Genomic DNA, 20,955 nt, shown 5'->3' on the forward strand with positions numbered 1-20,955 from the left:
TAGTTAAGTACTGTATAAATTAACAGTAATTTATAGACAGAACGAAGCTTCTGATCCATACTCAAATTCATCAAAATTCGCGCCGAAATTGCGCGTTCTGCACAGAACGCGTATACTTCTGCTGTTGACATAACACAGTGTGCTTCGCGGCTACCACCCGCATTACGCTGTAAGAACCTCGCTTCGGCGAGGTTTTTTGTTTTCCGGCATTGTGAAACGCGTAATCATCAATCCCGGCGATTACCGGAGGGCGCTACGCTTATTACGCCTATACTCAAAACGTGTAAATTCGTAGAAAAATGTGATCGCTGACGCATTTTTGTGCAGATGAAAATTTTTCCGTTGTCATGCTGAAAGCGCTGTGCTTGTATAAAACGTGTTAATAACAAACAGACAAGGCCCCTAATGAACCCTTCCATGCTGAACGCGACCCTACTAACAACTGCGCCATCTCGCGCAGTGGTCGTCGTGCGTGTGGTGGTGGTCGTCGGCAATGCGCCGTAGGGTCCGGAACACACACGATTCCAAAACCCCGCCGGCGCAAACCGGGCGGGGTTTTTTGTTTAAGACACCTTCCCGGAACGTCGGCTCAGAATAAAAGGAATGGAGCATGGCAAGTTCGGGCACAACATCTACACCTCAGCGCTTTACGGGCGCGGAATTTATAGTTCATTTTCTGGAGCGCCAGGGGATTCGTATCGTCACCGGCATTCCCGGTGGTTCGATCCTCCCCGTTTACGACGCGTTAAGCCAAAGCACGCAAATCCGTCATATTCTGGCGCGCCATGAACAAGGCGCGGGGTTTATTGCGCAGGGGATGGCGCGAACGGAGGGTAAACCTGCTGTTTGTATGGCCTGTAGCGGGCCGGGCGCGACCAATCTGGTCACGGCCATTGCCGATGCGCGCCTGGATTCCATTCCGTTAATCTGCATTACCGGGCAAGTTCCGGCGTCCATGATCGGTACTGACGCGTTTCAGGAAGTGGATACCTACGGTATCTCTATCCCCATCACCAAGCACAACTATCTTGTCAGAAATATCAACGAGCTGCCTCAGGTGATGAGCGATGCTTTTCGTCTGGCGCAGTCGGGGCGTCCCGGCCCGGTGTGGATAGACGTTCCTAAAGATGTGCAGACGGCGACAATTGAGCTGGATGCGTTGCCGTCGCCGGCGGAAAAATCACCCCCGCCGGAGTTTAGCGCGGAGAGTATCCGCGAGGCCGCCGCAATGATTAACGCGGCGAAGCGTCCGGTGCTGTATCTGGGCGGCGGCGTGATCAATGCGCCGACACGCGTGCGCGAACTGGCGGAAAAAGCGCAACTGCCGACGACAATGACCTTAATGGCGCTGGGAATGCTGCCTAAGGCGCATCCGCTGTCGTTAGGAATGCTGGGGATGCACGGCGCGCGCAGTACCAATTTTATTCTGCAAGAGGCCGATTTACTGATTGTTCTGGGCGCGCGTTTTGATGACCGGGCGATTGGCAAAACGGAGCAGTTTTGTCCGAACGCCAAAATCATCCATGTGGATATCGATCGCGCCGAGTTAGGCAAAATTAAGCAGCCGCATGTGGCTATTCAGGCGGATGTCGATGATGTACTGGCACAGTTAATTCCCCATATCGAGGCACAGCCGCGGGAAGCATGGCATCAGTTGGTGGCGGACTTGCAGCAAGAATTCCCTTGCAGTATTCCCCAGGAAAATAACCCGCTTAGTCACTATGGGCTGATTAATGCGGTCGCCGCCTGTGTGGACGACAACGCGATTATTACCACTGACGTAGGTCAGCATCAGATGTGGACCGCGCAGGCTTATCCGCTCAACCGTCCGCGTCAGTGGCTGACTTCCGGCGGGCTGGGCACCATGGGGTTTGGTCTGCCCGCGGCGATTGGCGCGGCGCTGGCGAATCCGGGCAACAAGGTGCTGTGTTTTTCCGGCGACGGTAGTTTGATGATGAATATTCAGGAGATGGCTACCGCCAGTGAAAACCAGTTGGATGTGAAAATTATCCTGATGAATAACGACGCGCTGGGACTGGTACATCAGCAACAGAGTCTGTTCTATAAACAGGGCGTTTTTGCGGCAACCTATCCGGGGAGCATCAACTTTATGCAGATTGCCGCCGGGTTTGGTCTGGATACCTGTGATTTGAATAACGAAGCCGATCCGCAGGCGGCGTTGCAGGCTATCATTCGTCGTCCTGGACCGGCGTTGATCCATGTGCGCATTGATGCAGAAGAAAAAGTGTATCCGATGGTGCCGCCGGGCGCGGCAAATACAGAGATGGTGGGGGAATAAGCCATGCAGAAACAATCACATGATAACGTTATTCTGGAGCTGACCGTTCGCAACCATCCTGGCGTGATGACCCACGTCTGCGGGCTGTTCGCCCGACGCGCTTTCAACGTTGAGGGTATTCTCTGTTTACCGATTCAGGGCAGCGATCAGAGCCGCATCTGGCTTCTGGTCAATGACGATCAGCGGCTTGAACAGATGATCAGTCAGATCGATAAACTGGAAGACGTGGCGAAGGTGGTACGAAACCAGTCCGATCCCACCATGTTCAATAAAATTGCCGTCTTTTTTGAGTAAGTTATTCACTTTCCGAATCAGGCGTGATGACTTTGACGGAACCATTCCGACAGTGAGCGGCATAATCTGTCGGTAATGGGCGATCGCTAATCAGGACATCAAAGGCAGAAAGCGGACCAATGCTGGCAGGCGCGACCTCATCAAACAGGGCGTGACGCGCCAGCAAAATTTTGCGCAGACCGCGCTCCATCGCTTTACGTTTGGCGGCAAGATCATCCGGGTTAAACCAGCTCACGCCAAAATGTTCATGTACGCCGCTGGCGGAAATAAACACTTTGCGCGGATTGAGCGAATCCAGCGCCGAAGGATTATTGGCATCATAAAAGGCATCGCTCTTGGCCCGATAGGTGCCGCCGCACAAAATCGCCGTGGCATTAGGCTTTTCATTCAGCGCGATAAATACCCGATGCGAGTAGCAAATCCCGGTAAAGGTAATATCATCCGGTATCATGCTGATAACTAATGGCATTTCCGGACCGTTATCAAAAAAAACCAGATCGTTTTCACGCACCAGGCCAGCGGCCAGGATCGCAACGGGAAGGTCGTCCCGATGATGCGTCTTTTTCGCCGGCAGCGGCATATTGGTTGAAGACGTAGGCTTATTTACCATGACGATATAGCCGCCGAGCAGCGTCAGCGGTAAAGGGTCATCATCCTGGCTGAGATCGCGGCGAATGGTCATCACCGAAACTTCCAGCATCCGCGCGGCGTCTTTCAGATGGATTCGATCGGTCTTTTTCAGTAACTCCATCAAGCGTCGGATACGTTCTTTTTGCTTGGTCTCCATTCACCCTCTCCGCAAATCATGTTGTTATGTTCCATCAGTAACATTTATGTGTTTCTGAGAACATTACAGTGTGGCACTACTATACGTCCGGCCGTCAGGAAATAAAAGTGGGTTTATTCGCGTTTTATAACAATAAATAGTTAATTTTCAGTAAATTGTAACCCTAAAAATGATTTAATGCGCGTATGTTCCGCCAGGGATTGTTCACGAAGTAAATGGCAAAATGATCCTCTAATCGCGATCATAATCACAAATGATACGGAAGTAACATGATAATGTTATTTTAATATCATTGTCGTGTGACGATTTCTGAGAGGGAGTAAAATGGATATCGCGGTTATTGGCTCTAACATGGTGGACCTTATCACCTACACCAACCAGATGCCCAAAGAAGGGGAAACGCTGGAAGCGCCGGCGTTTAAAATCGGCTGCGGCGGAAAAGGGGCGAACCAGGCCGTGGCGGCCGCTAAGCTCAATTCAAAAGTATTGATGTTGACCAAAGTGGGCGACGATATTTTTGCCGACAACACCATTCGTAATCTCGAATCCTGGGGGATCAATACGACGTATGTAGAAAAAGTACCGTGTACCAGCAGTGGCGTAGCGCCGATTTTCGTCAACGCCAACTCCAGCAACAGCATTCTGATCATCAAAGGCGCTAACAAGTTTCTCTCGCCGGAAGATATCGATCGCGCGGCGGAAGATTTAAAAAAATGCCAGCTTATTGTTCTGCAACTGGAAGTTCAGCTTGAAACGGTTTATCACGCAATAGAATTTGGCAAGAAACACGGGATTGAAGTGTTATTAAACCCTGCGCCAGCATTACGGGAATTAGATATGTCTTATGCCTGTAAATGCGATTTCTTTGTACCCAATGAAACCGAGCTGGAAATATTAACCGGTATGCCAGTGGATACCTATGACCATATTCGCGCAGCGGCACGTTCGCTGGTAGATAAAGGGCTGAACAATATTATTGTCACCATGGGCGAGAAAGGCGCGCTGTGGATGACGCGTGACCAGGAAGTCCATGTTCCGGCGTTTCGAGTGAACGCTGTTGATACCAGCGGCGCGGGCGATGCCTTTATCGGCTGTTTCGCGCATTACTACGTCCAGAGCGGGGATGTGGAAGCCGCCATGAAAAAAGCCGTCCTCTTTGCCGCTTTCAGCGTCACCGGGAAAGGCACCCAATCCTCTTATCCAAGCATTGAGCAATTTAATGAGTATCTTTCGTTGAACGAATAACAATCACCCTGCACTGTTAAAGGTAGCACTATGAACGATAAAAACATCGTTCAGATGCCCGACGGGTATCTGAATAAGACACCTCTGTTCCAGTTTATTTTGTTATCCTGTTTATTCCCATTATGGGGATGCGCAGCCGCGTTAAATGATATTCTGATTACGCAATTTAAAAGTGTATTTTCGCTGAGCAACTTTGCTTCGGCATTAGTACAAAGCGCCTTTTATGGCGGTTATTTTTTAATTGCTATTCCGGCCTCGCTGGTCATTAAAAAAACCAGTTATAAAGTGGCGATACTTATCGGCCTGACGCTATACATTGTCGGCTGTACGCTCTTTTTCCCGGCGTCGCACATGGCGACCTACACCATGTTCCTCGCGGCGATTTTCGCCATTGCGATTGGCCTGAGTTTCCTGGAAACGGCGGCGAATACCTACAGTTCGATGATCGGGCCGAAAGCCTACGCCACGCTGCGGCTGAATATCAGCCAGACCTTTTATCCGATCGGCGCGGCGGCAGGCATTTTATTGGGTAAATATCTGGTCTTTTCCGAAGGGGAAAGCCTGGAAAAACAGATGGCGGGCATGAATGCCGAGCAAGTCCACAACTTCAAGGTGCTGATGCTGGAAAACACTCTGGAACCCTATAAGTACATGATTATGGTCCTGGTAGTGGTGATGGTACTGTTCCTGCTGACGCGTTTCCCGACCTGTAAAGTCGCGCAAACCGCGAGTCATAAACGCCCCTCGGCGCTGGATACGCTACGCTATCTCGCCAGCAACGCCCGTTTCCGTCGCGGTATTGTGGCGCAGTTCCTGTATGTGGGAATGCAGGTGGCGGTCTGGTCGTTCACTATCCGTCTGGCGCTGGAGTTAGGCGATATCAATGAGCGCGATGCCTCAACCTTTATGGTCTACAGCTTCGCCTGCTTTTTTATCGGCAAGTTTATCGCCAACATTCTGATGACACGCTTTAACCCGGAAAAAGTCCTGATCCTTTACTCTGTGATCGGCGCGCTGTTCCTGGCCTACGTGGCGCTGGCGCCCAGCTTTAGCGCGGTATACGTGGCGGTGCTGGTCAGTGTTCTGTTTGGCCCCTGCTGGGCGACCATTTATGCCGGAACGCTCGATACCGTCGATAACGAGCATACCGAAATGGCGGGGGCGGTCATCGTGATGGCGATTGTCGGCGCGGCGGTGGTTCCCGCGATTCAGGGCTACGTGGCGGACATGTTCCACTCGCTACAGCTCTCATTCCTGGTTTCCATGCTGTGCTTTGTTTACGTTGGCGTTTACTTCTGGCGCGAAAGCAAAGTGCGCGGCAACCTGGCTGAAGTCGCCGCGTCCTGAGGAGATCAACCATGACAACACGTATTACATTATGGCGGGAGCTTTTTAGCGAGCAGCCGCGTATCTTGCTGGAAAATGATGATTTTACGGTTACGGCGTTTCGTTACGCCAGCGGCGTGGAAGGACTGAAAATACAAAACAGCCGCGGTCATCTGGTGATTCTGCCCTGGATGGGGCAGATGATTTGGGACGCGCAGTTTGACGGTCATGACCTGACTATGCGCAACATGTTCCGCCAGCCGAAGCCGGCTGCGGAAGTGGTGGCAACGTATGGTTGCTTTGCTTTCCATTCCGGACTATTGGCGAATGGCTGCCCGTCGCCGGAAGATACACATCCGCTGCACGGCGAGATGCCCTGCGCTGCCATGGACGACGCCTGGCTGGAGTTAGAGGGCGACAGTCTGCGCGTGACCGGGCGCTACGAGTATGTGATGGGGTTCGGTCATCATTATCAGGCGCAACCTGCGGTGGTAATGCGTAAATCAAGCGCGCTGTTTGATATTCAGATGACAGTGACTAACCTGGCTTCAGTCGCCATGCCGCTACAGTACATGTGCCACATGAACTATGCCTATGTGCCGAACGCCACGTTCCGTCAGAATATCCCGGATACCGCGCTGAAGCTACGCGAGTCGGTGCCGGCGCATGTCAAACCCACGGCGCAGTGGCTGGCGTTTAATCAACGACTTTTGCAGGGTGAAGCCTCGCTGGCAACGCTCAACGAGCCTGGCTTTTACGACCCGGAAATCGTGTTCTTCGCCGATGAACTGGACAGGTACACGGATACCCCGGAATTCAGTATGATCGCCCCGGATGGCACTACGTTCGTGACACGTTTCGCCAGCGTGGAGCTGAATTACGTGACCCGCTGGATTCTTTATAACGGCGATCAGCAGGTAGCCGCCTTTGCCCTGCCCGCGACCTGTCGGCCTGAAGGTTTTCTCGCGGCGCAGCGAAATGGAACCTTGCTTCAACTGGAACCGCAGCAAACCCGGACGTTCACCGTCACGACAGGCATTGTCTGACCGCTCAAGGCTTGAACACCCAGGCACTTATCGTTAAGGTAAGTGCTTTTGCCGGATGGCGGCATTAATGCCTTATCCGGCCTACAACGGCACCTGCCCGTAGGCCTGATAAGCGCAGCGCCATCAGGCATGTCTTAGCGCCAGGATGAACCCATGATTACCGTTGCCCTTATCGACGACCACCTTATCGTCCGCTCCGGCTTTGCACAGCTACTGGGGCTGGAACCCGATTTGCAGGTGGTCGCTGAGTTTGGTTCCGGGCGCGAAGCGTTGGCAGGCTTACCGGGGCGCGGCGTACAGGTGTGTATCTGCGATATCTCGATGCCGGATATTTCTGGGCTGGAGCTGCTAAGCCAACTGCCAAAAGGGATGGCGACGATCATGCTCTCGGTTCACGATAGCCCGGCGCTGGTGGAACAGGCGTTGAACGCCGGCGCGCGCGGTTTTCTCTCTAAACGCTGTAGTCCGGATGAGCTGATCGCCGCGGTGCATACGGTGGCGACGGGCGGCTGCTATTTGACCCCCGATATTGCCGTGAAACTGGCGGCGGGTCGGCAAGATCCGCTGACCAAACGCGAGCGTCAGGTGGCGGAAAAACTCGCCCAGGGTATGGCGGTAAAAGAGATTGCCGCCGAGCTGGGGCTGTCGCCAAAAACGGTGCATGTCCATCGCGCGAATCTGCTGGAAAAATTAGGCGTCAGCAATGACGTTGAACTGGCGCATCGCATGTTTGACGGTTGGTAATGAACACCTTTTTTTCCCGTTTAATCACCGTTGTTGCCTGCTTTTTTATTTTCTCCGCCGCGTGGTTCTGCCTGTGGAGCATCAGCCTGCATCTGGTAGAGCGCCCGGAGCTGGCGGCGCTACTCTTTCCCTTCGGCCTGCGCCTGGGACTTATGCTGCAATGCCCGCGCGGATACTGGCCAGTATTGCTGGGCGCGGAGTGGCTGCTGGTGTACTGGTTGGCGCAGGAAGTTGCGCTGGCCCATCTGCCGCTTTTGATGATCGGTGGTGTGTTGACGCTACTGCCCGTGGCGCTGACTTCGCGTTACCGCCATCAGCGCGACTGGCGCACGTTATTGCTTCAGGGCGCGGCCCTCACCGCCGCGGCGCTACTGCAATCCCTGCCCTGGCTGGGGCAGGGGGAAGCGGCATGGAACGCGCTACTGCTGACCCTCACGGGTGGTCTGACGCTGGCCCCCATCTGCCTGGTTTTCTGGCACTATCTCACCAGCACTACCTGGCTGCCGCTGGGACCATCGCTGGTATCGCAGCCGGTAAACTGGCGCGGGCGGCATCTGATCTGGTATCTGCTGCTGTTTATCGTCAGTCTGTGGCTGCAACTGGGTTTACCTGCTGAACTTTCGCGCTTCACGCCGTTCTGCCTGGCGTTGCCGATTATCGCGCTCGCCTGGCATTATGGCTGGCAGGGCGCGCTCATTGCCACACTGATGAATGCTATCGCGCTGATCGCCAGCCAGACCTGGCACGATCATCCCGTCGATTTATTGCTTTCGCTATTGGCGCAAAGCCTGACCGGGCTACTGCTTGGCGCTGGCATTCAGCGTCTGCGCGAGCTGAACCAGTCGTTGCAAAAGGAGCTGGCGCGCAACCATCGGCTGGCGGAGCGTCTTCTGGAGACCGAAGAGAGCGTACGGCGCGATGTTGCGCGTGAGCTGCACGATGACATCGGACAGACCATCACCGCGATTCGAACCCAGGCGGGCATTGTGCAACGACTGGCGGCGGATAACGGCGGCGTGAAGCAGAGCGGGCAACTTATCGAGCAGCTTTCGCTGGGCGTGTATGACGCCGTGCGTCGCCTGCTGGGGCGCTTGCGCCCGCGCCAGCTAGACGACTTAACGCTGGCGCAGGCCATCCGTTCGCTGCTGCGCGAAATGGAGCTGGAAAGCCGCGGTATTGTCAGTCACCTCGACTGGCGAATTGACGAAACGGCGCTGAGTGAAAGTCAGCGCGTGACGCTGTTTCGCGTCTGTCAGGAAGGGCTGAATAACATCGTAAAACATGCCAATGCCAGCGCGGTGACGCTCCAGGGCTGGCAGCAGGATGAGCGGCTGATGCTGGTGATTGAGGATGACGGCAGCGGCCTGCCGCCGGGCTCTCACCAGCAGGGCTTCGGCCTGACCGGAATGCGCGAACGCGTGTCGGCGCTCGGCGGGACGCTAACCATCTCTTGTACCCACGGTACGCGGGTGAGCGTCTCGTTGCCCCAGCGTTACGTTTAAGGAAGGATAATGCTTTCGTTTTTAAAAGCCCCGGCCAACGCGCCGCTTATCACCGATAAGCACGAGGTTGACGCCCGCTATCGCTACTGGCGGCGGCATATCCTGATCACCATTTGGTTGGGTTACGCGCTGTTCTATTTCACCCGTAAAAGCTTTAACGCCGCCGCGCCGGAAATCCTTGCCAGCGGCATACTGAGTCGCAGCGATATCGGCCTGCTGGCGACGCTGTTTTACATCACCTACGGGGTGTCGAAATTTGTCTCCGGCATCGTTAGCGATCGCTCTAACGCTCGCTATTTTATGGGCATCGGGCTGATTGCGACCGGCGTAGTGAATATTCTGTTCGGCTTCTCGACCTCGCTGTGGGCCTTTGCGCTGCTATGGGCATTGAACGCCTTTTTCCAGGGGTTTGGATCGCCGGTTTGCGCCCGTTTGCTGACCGCCTGGTACTCGCGTACCGAGCGCGGCGGCTGGTGGGCGTTATGGAACACCGCGCACAATGTCGGCGGGGCGCTGATCCCTCTCGTTATGGCCGCTGTCGCCCTGCATTATGGCTGGCGCGTCGGGATGATGGTGGCCGGATTGCTTGCCATCGGGGTGGGCATGGTCCTCTGCTGGCGGCTGCGCGACCGTCCGCAGGCGATTGGTTTACCGCCGGTAGGCGACTGGCGGCACGATGCGCTGGAGGTTGCCCAACAGCAAGAGGGCGCGGGGCTAAGCCGCAAAGAAATCCTCGCTAAATATGTGCTGTTGAATCCCTATATCTGGCTGCTTTCGCTGTGTTATGTCTTAGTGTACGTGGTGCGCGCGGCGATCAACGACTGGGGCAACCTGTATATGTCCGAGACGCTGGGCGTGGATTTGGTCACGGCCAATACGGCAGTATCGATGTTTGAGCTGGGGGGATTTATCGGCGCGCTGGTGGCGGGCTGGGGCTCGGACAAACTCTTCAACGGTAACCGCGGACCGATGAATTTAATCTTCGCCGCCGGGATTCTGCTCTCTGTGGGTTCGCTGTGGCTGATGCCGTTCGCCAGCTACGTGATGCAGGCGGCCTGTTTCTTCACCACCGGTTTCTTTGTCTTCGGCCCGCAGATGCTCATTGGCATGGCGGCGGCGGAGTGCTCGCATAAAGAGGCGGCGGGCGCGGCCACCGGCTTTGTCGGCCTGTTCGCCTATCTCGGCGCGTCGCTTTCCGGCTGGCCGTTAGCGAAAGTGCTGGAGATCTGGCACTGGACCGGTTTTTTTGCGGTCATCGCCATCGCGGCGGGGATCTCCGCGCTATTGCTGCTGCCATTTCTGAACGCTCAGGCCCCACGCGAGACCAGCGAAGCGTGATGCACCTCACCTTTTTGCGCTGAATGGGGCAAAACTAAGAAATTTTCCCGGTTTTGCCTGGACGCTGTCGCAGGCCACTTTTCCTGTGGATTTTTACAATGCCTGCCATTCGCAGGTATAAAAATTAGCTCAGGAGTAATCCATGCTGGCCTTCTTAAACCAGGTGCGCAAGCCGACCCTGGATCTGCCGCTTGATGTGCGGCGTAAAATGTGGTTCAAGCCGTTCATGCAGTCCTATCTGGTGGTTTTTATCGGCTACCTGACCATGTACCTGATCCGCAAAAACTTTAACATCGCGCAGAACGACATGATCTCTACCTACGGGTTGAGCATGACCGAGCTGGGGATGATTGGCCTGGGCTTTTCGATTACCTACGGCGTGGGGAAAACGCTGGTTTCCTACTATGCTGACGGTAAAAATACCAAGCAGTTTCTACCGTTTATGTTGATCCTCTCCGCTATCTGTATGCTCGGCTTCAGCGCCAGCATGGGCGCGGGGTCAACCAGTCTGTTTCTGATGATCGCTTTCTATGCCCTGAGCGGTTTCTTCCAGAGTACCGGCGGATCGTGCAGCTACTCGACCATCACCAAATGGACTCCGCGTCGTAAACGCGGCACCTTTCTCGGCTTCTGGAATATCTCCCACAACCTCGGCGGCGCGGGCGCGGCAGGCGTGGCGCTGTTCGGCGCCAACTACCTGTTCGACGGTCACGTCATCGGCATGTTTATCTTCCCGTCGATTATCGCGCTGATTGTTGGCTTTATCGGTCTGCGTTTTGGCAGCGACTCCCCGGAATCTTACGGTCTGGGCAAAGCTGAAGAACTGTTCGGCGAAGAGATCAGCGAAGAGGACAAAGAGACTGAAGAAAACGAAATGACCAAGTGGCAGATCTTTGTTGAATATGTGTTGAAAAACAAAGTGATCTGGCTGCTGTGCTTCTCCAATATCTTCCTGTATGTGGTACGTATTGGTATCGACCAGTGGTCAACCGTCTACGCCTTCCAGGAGCTGAAACTTTCTAAAGAGGTGGCGATTCAGGGCTTTACCTTGTTTGAAGTGGGCGCGCTGGTCGGCACGTTGCTGTGGGGCTGGCTCTCTGACCTGGCGAACGGTCGTCGTGCGCTGGTAGCCTGTGTGGCGCTGGCGTTAATCATCGCCACCCTCGGCGTCTACCAGCACGCCAGCAACCAGTATGTCTATCTGGCCTCGCTGTTCGCGCTCGGTTTCCTGGTGTTTGGGCCGCAGCTATTAATTGGCGTGGCGGCAGTCGGTTTCGTACCGAAAAAAGCCATCGGCGCTGCGGACGGTATCAAAGGAACCTTCGCTTATCTTATCGGCGATAGCTTTGCCAAGCTGGGTCTGGGCATGATTGCCGACGGCACCCCCGTTTTTGGTCTGACCGGCTGGGCGGGCACCTTCGCCGCGCTGGACGCCGCCGCGATCGGCTGTATCTGCCTGATGGCGATGGTCGCCGTGATGGAAGAGCGCAAAATCCGCCGTGAGAAAAAAATTCAGCAAGTTAATATCGCTTAAATGTGTGCATTTGGTAACGTTTTGCCCGGCTTAACGCCGGGCTTTTTTATGCCTTGCGTTCGTCAGACAGGACATCCGGCGTCTGGCGTAAATGAAGACAGGCGTTAATAAATCACATCCTGACAGGCCAGAACGTCGACAGTTATAAATTTACCGTTATGATGGGCATCCTGTTTGGTGACGGATGTGCGCATGATTTGGTTGATTCTGGCCACGTTTGTGGTGGTGTTTATTGTGGGGTTTCGGGTACTGACATCGGATACCCGCCGGGCGATTCGCCGCCTGAGCGAACGTCTGAATATTGATGTAGTGCCGATAGAATCGATGATTGATCAGATGGGTAAAACGGCGGGCGGTGAATTTTTACAGTATCTGCATCGCCCTGATGAGTCGCATTTGCAAAATGCCGCTCAGGTGTTACTTATCTGGCAAATGGTGATTGTCAATGGCGGCGATCAGAATTTGCAGCGGTGGCATCTCTTGCTGCAAAAAGCGCGTTTAGCCGCGCCGATCACCGACACACAGGTACGGCTGGCGCTGGGCTTTTTGCGCGAAATGGAACCCGATATGCAGGAGATCAACGCGTTTCAACTGCGCTATAACGCCTTTTTTCAGCCGGAAGAGGGTGTCCACTGGCTGCATTGATACTCTTCACTATCTCGTTAACAAAAGACGAGATGAATGAGGCTGGCAAGGGCGGCGAGCCACGATTAACGGCCTGGAGACGCGATTCATCGTTAGCCAAATAAAGCGTAGCCGCCATCGTATTTGCTAAGGGTGAACCACAGAAGTAACGCACCGAATAACCGCTAACGACGCCAAAACATCAGAGACTTACAGCTCATCATTTCCGTGACATATATCACGGAAATGTGATCTTGTTTTGAACACTAAAACTGTGACTCCTTGCCATACCTCCTGTCTCAAAATTTCTTATCATAAACTCGAAGTTGTACATGATTGTCTATAGACAACTCTAAATGTTTAGGCGCGCACCATGAAAACATTGAGTAAAAGTTCACACATCCCACTGTATCAACAGGTTGTGGAGTGGATAAGGGAAAGTATTTATAGCGGAGAATTGGTTGAGGATGACCGGATACCTTCAGAGTTTCAAATCATGGATATGCTGGAGGTGAGTCGCGGTACCGTTAAAAAAGCGGTTGACCAACTTGTCCGGGAAGGTGTTCTTGTGCAAGTGCAGGGTAAAGGAACTTTCGTAAAGAAGGAAAATGTTGCTTACCCACTGGGTGAAGGTTTGCTCTCCTTTGCTGAAGCCTTAGCCAGCCAGAAGATAAACTTCACAACCAGTGTTATAACCTCCCGACTGGAGCCCGCTAACCGCTTTGTAGCAGAGAAACTGAGTATCAAACCGGGACAAGATGTTTTATTTCTTAAACGCCTTCGTTGTATTGGCGATGAAAAAGTCATGTTGATTGAAAATCGTATCAACATTGATCTCTGCCCCGGTATTATTGATGTAGATTTTACCAGGGAGAATTTATTTTCAGCAATAGAAAGATTATCTGATAAGAAAATAAGTTTTTCTGAAAGCCGTTACGCAGCTAAATTAATTGGTAATGAGCGAGGCCATTATCTTGATATTGGTGAAGACGCACCTGTTTTGCATTTGGAACAGTTGGTATTTTTCTCTAGAGGATTGGCCATTGATTTTGGTAACGTCTGGTTAAAAGGTAATAAATATTATCTTGGCACTATTTTACAGCGCCTGGATGCCTGACTAGCAAAGAGGAATCTATGCAGGATATTCATTTTCGCCGTCATTATGTTCGCCACCTCCCTAAAGAGGTGAGTCAGAATGACATAATCAAGGCTCTTGCCAGTCCGTTAATTAACGATGGTATGGTTGTATCTGATTTTGCCGATCACGTCATTACGCGAGAACAGAATTTTCCAACGGGTCTACCGGTTGAGCCTGTAGGTGTCGCTATTCCACATACTGATCACAGGTATGTTCGCCAAAACGCCATTAGCGTTGGAATACTGGCAGAACCCGTCAATTTCGAAGATATGGGCGGGGAACCAGATCCCGTACCTGTCAGGGTGGTGTTTATGCTTGCTTTAGGTGAAAGCAATAAGCAGCTCAACGTACTGGGTTGGATTATGGATGTGATCCAGGATGAGGATTTTATGCAGCAGTTACTGGTCATGAATGATGATGAAATTTATCAGTCAATTTACACACGCATATCTGAAAGAGGTGAAGTATGAGTAAAATGATACTATTTGTTTGCGCAACGGGTGTTGCTACTTCCACGGCTGTGGCAGAAAAAGTAATGGAATATTGTAAAGACAATGGGCTTGATGTTAATTATTCCCAAACTAATGTAGCCTCATTGCCAAACAATACCGATGGTGCAGCTTTGGTTGTATCAACAACGAAAGTTCCTTATGAACTGGATATTCCGGTTGTTAGTGGTCTGCCAATCATTACCGGAGTAGGTGAAGATAAAGTTCTTGAAAAAATAGTTTCAATCCTTAAAGGCCAAGCCTGATTTCATAAATAAAAAACAGATAAATTACCCAGGCGCTAACGCGAGGTCTGGTCACATCTGAATAAGAGGTCGGATATGAATGATATAGCACATACTCTCTATACCGTTGTGCAATATGTCCTGGGATTTGGCCCAACGGTTTTATTGCCGCTGGTCCTTTTTTTCCTGGCATTGTTCTTCAAAGTAAAACCCGCTAAAGCACTTCGCTCATCGTTAATTGTCGGAATAGGGTTTGTCGGAATTTATGCCATCTTTGACATACTTACCAGCAACGTAGGCCCGGCTGCACAGGCAATGGTTGAGCGAACTGGTATTAGTCTTCCTGTTGTCGATTTAGGCTGGCCACCATTGGCCGCAATTACCTGGGGCTCACCAATCGCACCCTTTGTCATTCCGCTGACGATGCTGATTAATGTCGCCATGCTGGCCCTGAATAAGACACGTACTGTTGATGTCGACATGTGGAACTACTGGCACTTTGCCCTGGCGGGAACGCTGGTTTACTACAGCACAGGGAGTTTTGTTTTGGGTCTGTCCGCAGCCGCTATTGCCGCGATCGTGGTTCTCAAACTGGCGGACTGGTCAGCGCCATTAGTGGCAAAGTACTTCGGTCTGGAAGGTATTTCACTTCCGACCCTGTCATCTGTCGTCTTCTTTCCAATTGGATTGCTGTTCGACAAAATTATCGACCAGATCCCTGGCGTTAACCGTATTCATATTGATCCGGAAAACGTTCAGAAAAAAATGGGAATCTTCGGCGAGCCTATGATGGTGGGTACTATTCTGGGGGGCTTGTTGGGCATCATTGCCGGGTATGACTTTAAACATATCCTGTTGCTGGGGATCAGCATTGGCGGTGTCATGTTCATTCTTCCGCGTATGGTACGAATTTTGATGGAAGGTTTATTACCTCTGTCTGAAGCCATTAAGAAATATTTGAATGCCAAATATCCTGGCCGTGATGATCTCTTTATCGGACTGGATATCGCGGTAGCAGTAGGTAACCCAGCCATTATATCTACAGCACTGATTCTGACACCCATCTCTGTCTTCATTGCATTCCTTCTTCCTGGCAATAAAGTCCTGCCACTCGGAGACCTTGCGAACCTGGCAGTCATGGCTTCCATGATTGTACTGGCATGTCGTGGCAATATTTTCCGGGCTGTGATAACCGCAATTCCTGTTATTGTCGCCGACTTGTGGATTGCGACCAAAATTGCGCCATTTATTACCGGTATGGCTAAGGATGTCAATTTCAAAATGGCTGAGGGGTCAAGTGGTCAGGTATCAAGCTTCCTTGATGGCGGTAACCCCTTCCGTTTCTGGCTGCTTGAAATATTCAACGGAAATATTATTGCTATCGGGCTGATTCCTGTGCTTGCGCTGATTATTTATGGTGTTTTTCGCCTGACAAAAGGAACGGTCTATGCCTGATTACCACGCAGCGCTTGTCATTGACATTGGCACAACTAACTGCAAAGTCAGCTGTTATTCCTGTCATGACGCGTCAGTTCTGGAAGTCCGCAAGTTTCCGACGCCAACAATATCGTCGGACAAAGGCGAGGTAGATTTCGATATCGAAGCGCTGTGGCAGGCACTGCGACTGGTAATGGCTGAACTGGTGGCTTCAGTACCGTTTCCGGTAAAAAATATCAGTATTGCGAGTTTCGGTGAGTCTGGCGTCTTTGTGGATAAGGAGGGCGTCATTCTTACCCCGATGCTGGCCTGGTATGATCGACGTGGTGAATCTTATCTCTCGTCATTAAGCAAGGCAGAGGCTGAAGAACTGTATTCTATAACGGGATTGCCACCTCACAGTAATTACTCAGCATTTAAAATGAGATGGTTGCTTGATAACTACTCCTTGCATGAAAGAAAAGATATCTGCTGGTTACATGCACCAGAAGTGTTGTTGTGGCGAATGACAGGTGCGAAAAAGACGGAAATATCCCTGGCCAGTAGAACGTTGTGTCTGGACATTGCTCGCCGTACCTGGTCTCGTAATGCTGCCGGGATTCTCGGCATACCGTTCGGTGTACTGGCTCCGTTGATAAAGCCAGGTGAAGTGGCCGGATGGGTGACGGCAACACTCAGGCAGGAGTTGGGATTACCACATGAGGTAAAAGTCACCCTGGCCGGACACGATCATATGGTCGGTGCCCGCGCATTACAGATGCAACCGGGCGATGTGCTGAATTCTACCGGCACGACAGAGGGTATTTTACTGCTGAATACACAGCCAACGCTTGATGTGCAGGCTCGCAGGGATAAGCTGGCAAATGGTTGTTACTCCGATGATGAATTTTTCACGCTTTTCGCTTCTCTGCCTGTCGGCGGTTATGCGCTTGAATGGGTGAAAAAAACCTTTCGTTTAACTGATAAGGAAATAAGCACAGGCCTGGAAAAAGTCATGGAGCAATACCTCAAACCTTCCTGGTCTGTCGAGCATGTGCCGGTATTTATTCCTCATTTGCGGGGCTCGGGTTCGCCAAATAAAAATCGGCACACTCGTGGCCTGCTTTTTGGGCTGACGGATTCACTTCCTCCGGAGTCTCTGCTTGAGAGTGTCTTTATTGGCCTGGCGATGGAGTTTGCACACTGTCATGGGTGCTTTAATATCCCGGCGGGCAGGACAGTAAAAGTCATTGGCCCTGCGGTGAAAAACCCATACTGGCTCCAGTTGAAGGCTGACATCCTCCAGTGTCCAATTGAGGCCATTGCTTTTGATGAAACCGTCTCCCTTGGAGCATTGTTGATAGCCTGCCCGAATGTTGTCCCCCCGACTGTTCCTGTGGCTGAGCGATATTTTCCTGACGCGGTTCGTTCTGCAAAGTTGAAAATATATCAGCAGCAATGGCTGTCATTTTACCAATTTAAACTGCGGCAAGAAGGGGCGCTTATTGGTGAATAACTGTGATAACTCAATAGTTCGATAATTTACTTACACTGCTCACATAAATATCTGGAGTTAATATGCCTTTAGTCAATGGTAGGATCCTGCTCAATTGTATTCAGGAAAAACATGTCCTTGCGGGGGCATTTAATACAACGAACCTGGAGACAACAATTTCCATTCTTAATGCAATAGAACGTTCCGGATTGCCCAATTTTATTCAAATTGCTCCTACTAATGCACAGCTTTCAGGTTACGATTACATTTATGAAATAGTTAAGCGACATGCCGACAAAATGGATATTCCTGTCAGCCTGCATCTGGATCATGGGAAAACTCTGGAAGATGTTAAGCAGGCTGTCCGGGCCGGATTTACCTCAGTAATGATTGATGGCGCGGCGCTACCGTTCGAAGAAAATATTGCATTTACCCGAGAAGCTGTCGATTTCTGTAAATCATTTGGTGTTCCCGTCGAAGCGGAATTAGGCGCTATTCTGGGTAAGGAAGATGATCATGTCAGCGAGGCTGACTGCAAAACTGAACCTGAGAAGGTTCAGCGCTTTGTTGAGGAGACAGGGTGCGACATGCTGGCAGTGTCAATTGGTAATGTACATGGTCTTGAAGATATCCCACGCATTGATATCCCGCTATTACAACGCATCGCGTCTGTCAGTCCGGTACCTTTGGTTATTCATGGAGGTTCTGGTATTGACGCGGATATTCTTCGTAGCTTTGTTAATTACAAAGTAGCCAAAGTGAATATTGCGAGTGATTTGCGCAAAGCCTTTATTACTACTGTTGGTAAGGCTTGGGTAAATAATAACAACGAGGCTAATCTGGCGCGTGTCATGGCGAACGCAAAACAGGCAGTTGAGGATGATGTTTATTCTAAAATTAAGATGATGAATAAAAATCACTCAGCATTCCGCAAAGTCTCTTAAGGAAAATATATGATTAGACAAACAGTACGCGTTATGAACAGTACGGGGCTTCATGCGCGGCCAGCCGCTACACTTGCGAAAATTGTCAAAAAATACCAGTCTTCATTAACGCTAGTTAATAATGACAAAGAAATTCCCATTAAAGGAATGATGAGTATTTTGGGGGCTGGCGTAAAGGGAAACACAATGATTGATTTAATTTGTGATGGACAGGATGAACTGGCTTTTATGGATGAATTAAAATCTGCATTTGCTGATGGCTTTGGTGAGTCAGTATAGTGCAATTCCCGTCAAACGGCGCAGGAAGTTGTAGAGGCTTCCTGCACTCATTATCGTATGAATAGCCTTAACAGACCATCGGTAAAACCCTCATACCAGCACCTTTAGCCCGTGTTTTTGGACAACATTAAGTAGTTTCAGTGACATCCCGCTGGGACGCTTGGCGCCGCTTTCCCACTTTTGAACCGTTGATACGCTGGTATTCAGGTACCGAGCGAAAACCGACTGGCTAACGTTGAGTTCTTCTCGTAACGCTTTTATTTCAAGTGGCTGCAGGTCTTTGATGCTGCTTAAGCAGGCCGTGTCAAAACTGCGCATTGTCTCCTGGGGAATGGCATCCACGCTAAATAATCCAGATGCCGCGCTATGAATCGCTTCAAAGGCAGGGCTTTTGAATTTAGTTTTTGCTGACATGGCGCACCTCTACCAGTTCTTTGTTATTAATGAGTGCCGTTATCTGATCTTCGGTCAGCCAAGCATAGTGTTTTGCTAACTCACGGAAACCCGCGAGTTCGCGATAGCTAATGTTGGCCATATCCTGTTTGGCATACAGGAAGGTGTAAAACCAATGTTCGCCTCCCTTTGCCAACACGATTGCGCGATCGCGATTTTGATTGAGACGTTTTTTATAAACCCCACCGCCAAGATTATCTGCTTTTCCTTGCAGTACGGCGTTGATGGCCTCGCTTAACTCGTCATCTTTTATCGTGTGGGGCTTCGCTTCTCTGTTAAACCACCTGGTTTTGAAGGTTCGCATCAGGTTGACATCCTGTAATCTAAAGTATAGCACCAGGTGATACACTATGTCTTACCTTTTGGTTTTACACGCAGCGAGAGAAGATAATTCTCAACTCTCGACCAGCCTCGCAAAATGCAGCGCAACAATGTCAGTTGCTAAAACGTTAATCAGATCACATTTTGTAATGTTACACTGCGTGGATTTTCCGCACTAAAACGACGCAGGTAACCACAATGAATGAAAATATCGCAGAAAAATTCCGCGCTGATGGGGTTGCCAGGCCTAACTGGTCAGCCGTTTTTGCCGTGGCGTTTTGTGTCGCCTGCCTGATTACCGTTGAGTTTTTGCCCGTTAGTCTGTTGACGCCGATGGCGCAGGATCTGGGGATCTCCGAGGGCATCGCCGGTCAGTCGGTCACCGTTACGGCGTTTGTCGCGATGTTTTCCAGCCTGTTCATTACCCAGATTATTCAGGCGACCGACAGGCGTTATATCGTTATTCTGTTCGCCGTTTTGCTGACGGCTTCTTGTCTGATGGTCTCCTTTGCCAACAGCTTTACGCTGCTGTTGCTGGGCCGCGCCTGTCTTGGGTTGGCGCTGGGCGGATTCTGGGCGATGTCGGCGTCGCTGACCATGCGACTGGTTCCCGCGCGTACCGTGCCGAAAGCGCTGTCGGTGATTTTTGGCGCGGTTTCCATCGCGTTAGTGATCGCCGCGCCGCTGGGCAGTTTTTTGGGCGGTATTATTGGCTGGCGTAATGTCTTTAACGCCGCTGCGGTGATGGGCGTACTGTGCGTCATCTGGGTGGTGAAATCACTGCCGTCGCTGCCGGGCGAACCTTCTCACCAGAAACAGAATATGTTTAGCCTGTTGCAACGCCCTGGCGTGATGGCCGGGATGATCGCCATCTTTATGTCTTTTGCCGGGCAGTTCGCTTTCTTTACCTATATTCGCCCGGTCTATATGAATCTGGCGGGCTTTGACGTTGATGGTCTGACGCTGGTGTTGCTCAGTTTTGGTATTGCCAGCTTCGTTGGCACTTCTTTCTCATCTTACGTTCTGAAACGTTCGGTAAAGCTGGCGCTGGCCGGTGCGCCGCTGCTACTGGCGCTGAGCGCGCTGACGCTCATTGTGTGGGGAAGCGACAAAACCGTGGCGGCGGCAATAGCGATTATCTGGGGACTGGCGTTTGCGCTGGTGCCGGTGGGATGGTCAACGTGGATCACTCGTTCTCTTGCCGATCAGGCGGAAAAAGCCGGTTCCATCCAGGTCGCGGTGATTCAACTGGCAAATACCTGTGGCGCGGCGGTGGGCGGTTATGCGCTCGACAATTTCGGGCTGCTTTCGCCGCTGGCGCTTTCCGGCGGACTGATGCTGTTGACGGCGTTAGTCGTGGCGGCGAAAGTCCGTATTACGCCAATGAGTTGATATTGCTACCATTTTTAGGCCGGATACGACGTTAGTCGTTATCCG

General features: G+C 51.6%; 22 protein-coding genes. 19 read left to right on the plus strand and 3 right to left on the minus strand.

Features of this window, described 5'->3' with window-relative positions:
- The first annotated feature begins 405 nt into the window (after positions 1-405).
- The 3 genes from ivbL (at position 406) to ilvN (ending at position 2,593) form a co-directional block, all read left to right on the plus strand.
- Positions 406-504, plus strand: a complete 99-nt coding sequence (gene ivbL, locus ACLJTG_RS12665; RefSeq protein ID WP_001541152.1) for an ilvB operon leader peptide IvbL — start codon at positions 406-408, stop codon at positions 502-504.
- Between the two features lie 106 nt (positions 505-610).
- Positions 611-2,299, plus strand: coding sequence for an acetolactate synthase large subunit (gene ilvB / locus ACLJTG_RS12670; RefSeq protein WP_000168439.1), 1,689 nt, complete (start codon positions 611-613; stop codon positions 2,297-2,299).
- 3 nt (positions 2,300-2,302) lie between these two features.
- The gene (gene ilvN / locus ACLJTG_RS12675; RefSeq protein WP_001171826.1) at positions 2,303-2,593 is read left to right on the plus strand and encodes an acetolactate synthase small subunit; all 291 of its coding nucleotides are present in this window, start codon (positions 2,303-2,305) and stop codon (positions 2,591-2,593) included.
- A 1-nt stretch (position 2,594) separates the two neighbouring features.
- Here the strand turns inward: ilvN and ACLJTG_RS12680 are convergent, their stop codons facing one another.
- Positions 2,595-3,380 (minus strand): DeoR family transcriptional regulator, encoded by a 786-nt coding sequence (locus tag ACLJTG_RS12680; RefSeq protein ID WP_000448641.1) that lies wholly within the window; start codon positions 3,378-3,380, stop codon positions 2,595-2,597.
- Between the two features lie 324 nt (positions 3,381-3,704).
- Here ACLJTG_RS12680 and rbsK point away from each other — a divergent pair, with 324 nt between their 5' ends.
- The 15 genes from rbsK to ACLJTG_RS12755 all read left to right on the plus strand — a co-directional run bounded on the left by rbsK (position 3,705) and on the right by ACLJTG_RS12755 (position 18,744).
- Entirely contained in the window at positions 3,705-4,625 is a 921-nt protein-coding gene (rbsK, locus tag ACLJTG_RS12685) for a ribokinase (RefSeq protein WP_000350272.1), read from the plus strand.
- Between the two features lie 30 nt (positions 4,626-4,655).
- The gene (gene fucP / locus ACLJTG_RS12690; protein ID WP_000998359.1) at positions 4,656-5,972 is read left to right on the plus strand and encodes an L-fucose:H+ symporter permease; all 1,317 of its coding nucleotides are present in this window, start codon (positions 4,656-4,658) and stop codon (positions 5,970-5,972) included.
- A gap of 11 nt (positions 5,973-5,983) precedes the next feature.
- A complete protein-coding gene (locus ACLJTG_RS12695) occupies positions 5,984-6,997 on the plus strand; it encodes an aldose 1-epimerase family protein (protein WP_079951205.1) in 1,014 nt (337 codons plus the stop codon).
- 153 nt (positions 6,998-7,150) lie between these two features.
- The gene (gene uhpA, locus ACLJTG_RS12700; RefSeq protein ID WP_000633672.1) at positions 7,151-7,741 is read left to right on the plus strand and encodes a transcriptional regulator UhpA; all 591 of its coding nucleotides are present in this window, start codon (positions 7,151-7,153) and stop codon (positions 7,739-7,741) included.
- Entirely contained in the window at positions 7,741-9,243 is a 1,503-nt protein-coding gene (gene uhpB, locus ACLJTG_RS12705) for a signal transduction histidine-protein kinase/phosphatase UhpB (protein ID WP_001091257.1), read from the plus strand. Before uhpA ends, uhpB begins: the two co-directional genes overlap by 1 nt.
- 9 nt (positions 9,244-9,252) lie before the next feature.
- Positions 9,253-10,581 (plus strand): MFS transporter, encoded by a 1,329-nt coding sequence (locus tag ACLJTG_RS12710; RefSeq protein ID WP_000948164.1) that lies wholly within the window; start codon positions 9,253-9,255, stop codon positions 10,579-10,581.
- 142 nt (positions 10,582-10,723) lie between these two features.
- On the plus strand, positions 10,724-12,115 hold the full coding sequence (uhpT, locus tag ACLJTG_RS12715; protein WP_000879181.1) for a hexose-6-phosphate:phosphate antiporter: 1,392 nt from the start codon (positions 10,724-10,726) through the stop codon (positions 12,113-12,115).
- A 192-nt stretch (positions 12,116-12,307) separates the two neighbouring features.
- Entirely contained in the window at positions 12,308-12,760 is a 453-nt protein-coding gene (locus ACLJTG_RS12720) for a DUF1198 family protein (protein ID WP_198898248.1), read from the plus strand.
- Positions 12,761-13,112: 352 nt separating this feature from the next.
- Positions 13,113-13,856 carry a GntR family transcriptional regulator gene (locus ACLJTG_RS12725; RefSeq protein ID WP_000854956.1) on the plus strand — a complete coding sequence of 248 codons (744 nt, stop codon included), beginning with the start codon at positions 13,113-13,115 and terminating at the stop codon, positions 13,854-13,856.
- Positions 13,857-13,873: 17 nt separating this feature from the next.
- The gene (locus ACLJTG_RS12730) at positions 13,874-14,347 is read left to right on the plus strand and encodes a PTS sugar transporter subunit IIA (protein ID WP_001152237.1); all 474 of its coding nucleotides are present in this window, start codon (positions 13,874-13,876) and stop codon (positions 14,345-14,347) included.
- Positions 14,344-14,631 (plus strand): PTS sugar transporter subunit IIB, encoded by a 288-nt coding sequence (locus ACLJTG_RS12735; protein WP_000041396.1) that lies wholly within the window; start codon positions 14,344-14,346, stop codon positions 14,629-14,631. Before ACLJTG_RS12730 ends, ACLJTG_RS12735 begins: the two co-directional genes overlap by 4 nt.
- Before the next feature lie 75 nt (positions 14,632-14,706).
- Positions 14,707-16,065 carry a PTS galactitol transporter subunit IIC gene (locus tag ACLJTG_RS12740; protein ID WP_410958996.1) on the plus strand — a complete coding sequence of 453 codons (1,359 nt, stop codon included), beginning with the start codon at positions 14,707-14,709 and terminating at the stop codon, positions 16,063-16,065.
- On the plus strand, positions 16,058-17,542 hold the full coding sequence (locus ACLJTG_RS12745) for an FGGY-family carbohydrate kinase (RefSeq protein ID WP_079951207.1): 1,485 nt from the start codon (positions 16,058-16,060) through the stop codon (positions 17,540-17,542). Before ACLJTG_RS12740 ends, ACLJTG_RS12745 begins: the two co-directional genes overlap by 8 nt.
- Before the next feature lie 62 nt (positions 17,543-17,604).
- A complete protein-coding gene (locus tag ACLJTG_RS12750) occupies positions 17,605-18,465 on the plus strand; it encodes a class II aldolase (RefSeq protein WP_001131798.1) in 861 nt (286 codons plus the stop codon).
- A 9-nt stretch (positions 18,466-18,474) separates the two neighbouring features.
- Entirely contained in the window at positions 18,475-18,744 is a 270-nt protein-coding gene (locus tag ACLJTG_RS12755) for an HPr family phosphocarrier protein (RefSeq protein ID WP_000621109.1), read from the plus strand.
- 90 nt (positions 18,745-18,834) lie between these two features.
- Here ACLJTG_RS12755 and ACLJTG_RS12760 read toward each other — a convergent pair whose 3' ends face one another.
- Together ACLJTG_RS12760 and ACLJTG_RS12765 are read right to left on the minus strand one after the other, a co-directional pair.
- Positions 18,835-19,158: a helix-turn-helix domain-containing protein gene (locus tag ACLJTG_RS12760; protein WP_001274842.1), complete on the minus strand. Its 324-nt coding sequence runs from the start codon at positions 19,156-19,158 to the stop codon at positions 18,835-18,837.
- The gene (locus ACLJTG_RS12765) at positions 19,142-19,501 is read right to left on the minus strand and encodes a type II toxin-antitoxin system RelE/ParE family toxin (RefSeq protein WP_023227862.1); all 360 of its coding nucleotides are present in this window, start codon (positions 19,499-19,501) and stop codon (positions 19,142-19,144) included. The genes ACLJTG_RS12760 and ACLJTG_RS12765 overlap by 17 nt, the downstream gene beginning before the upstream one ends.
- Positions 19,502-19,716: 215 nt before the next feature.
- Between ACLJTG_RS12765 and nepI the strand changes: the two genes are divergently transcribed.
- On the plus strand, positions 19,717-20,910 hold the full coding sequence (gene nepI / locus ACLJTG_RS12770; RefSeq protein ID WP_001004789.1) for a purine ribonucleoside efflux pump NepI: 1,194 nt from the start codon (positions 19,717-19,719) through the stop codon (positions 20,908-20,910).
- The last annotated feature ends 45 nt before the right edge of the window (positions 20,911-20,955 follow it).

Source organism: Salmonella sp. SAL00672, assembly GCF_046552175.1.
GTDB lineage: Bacteria > Pseudomonadota > Gammaproteobacteria > Enterobacterales > Enterobacteriaceae > Salmonella > Salmonella enterica.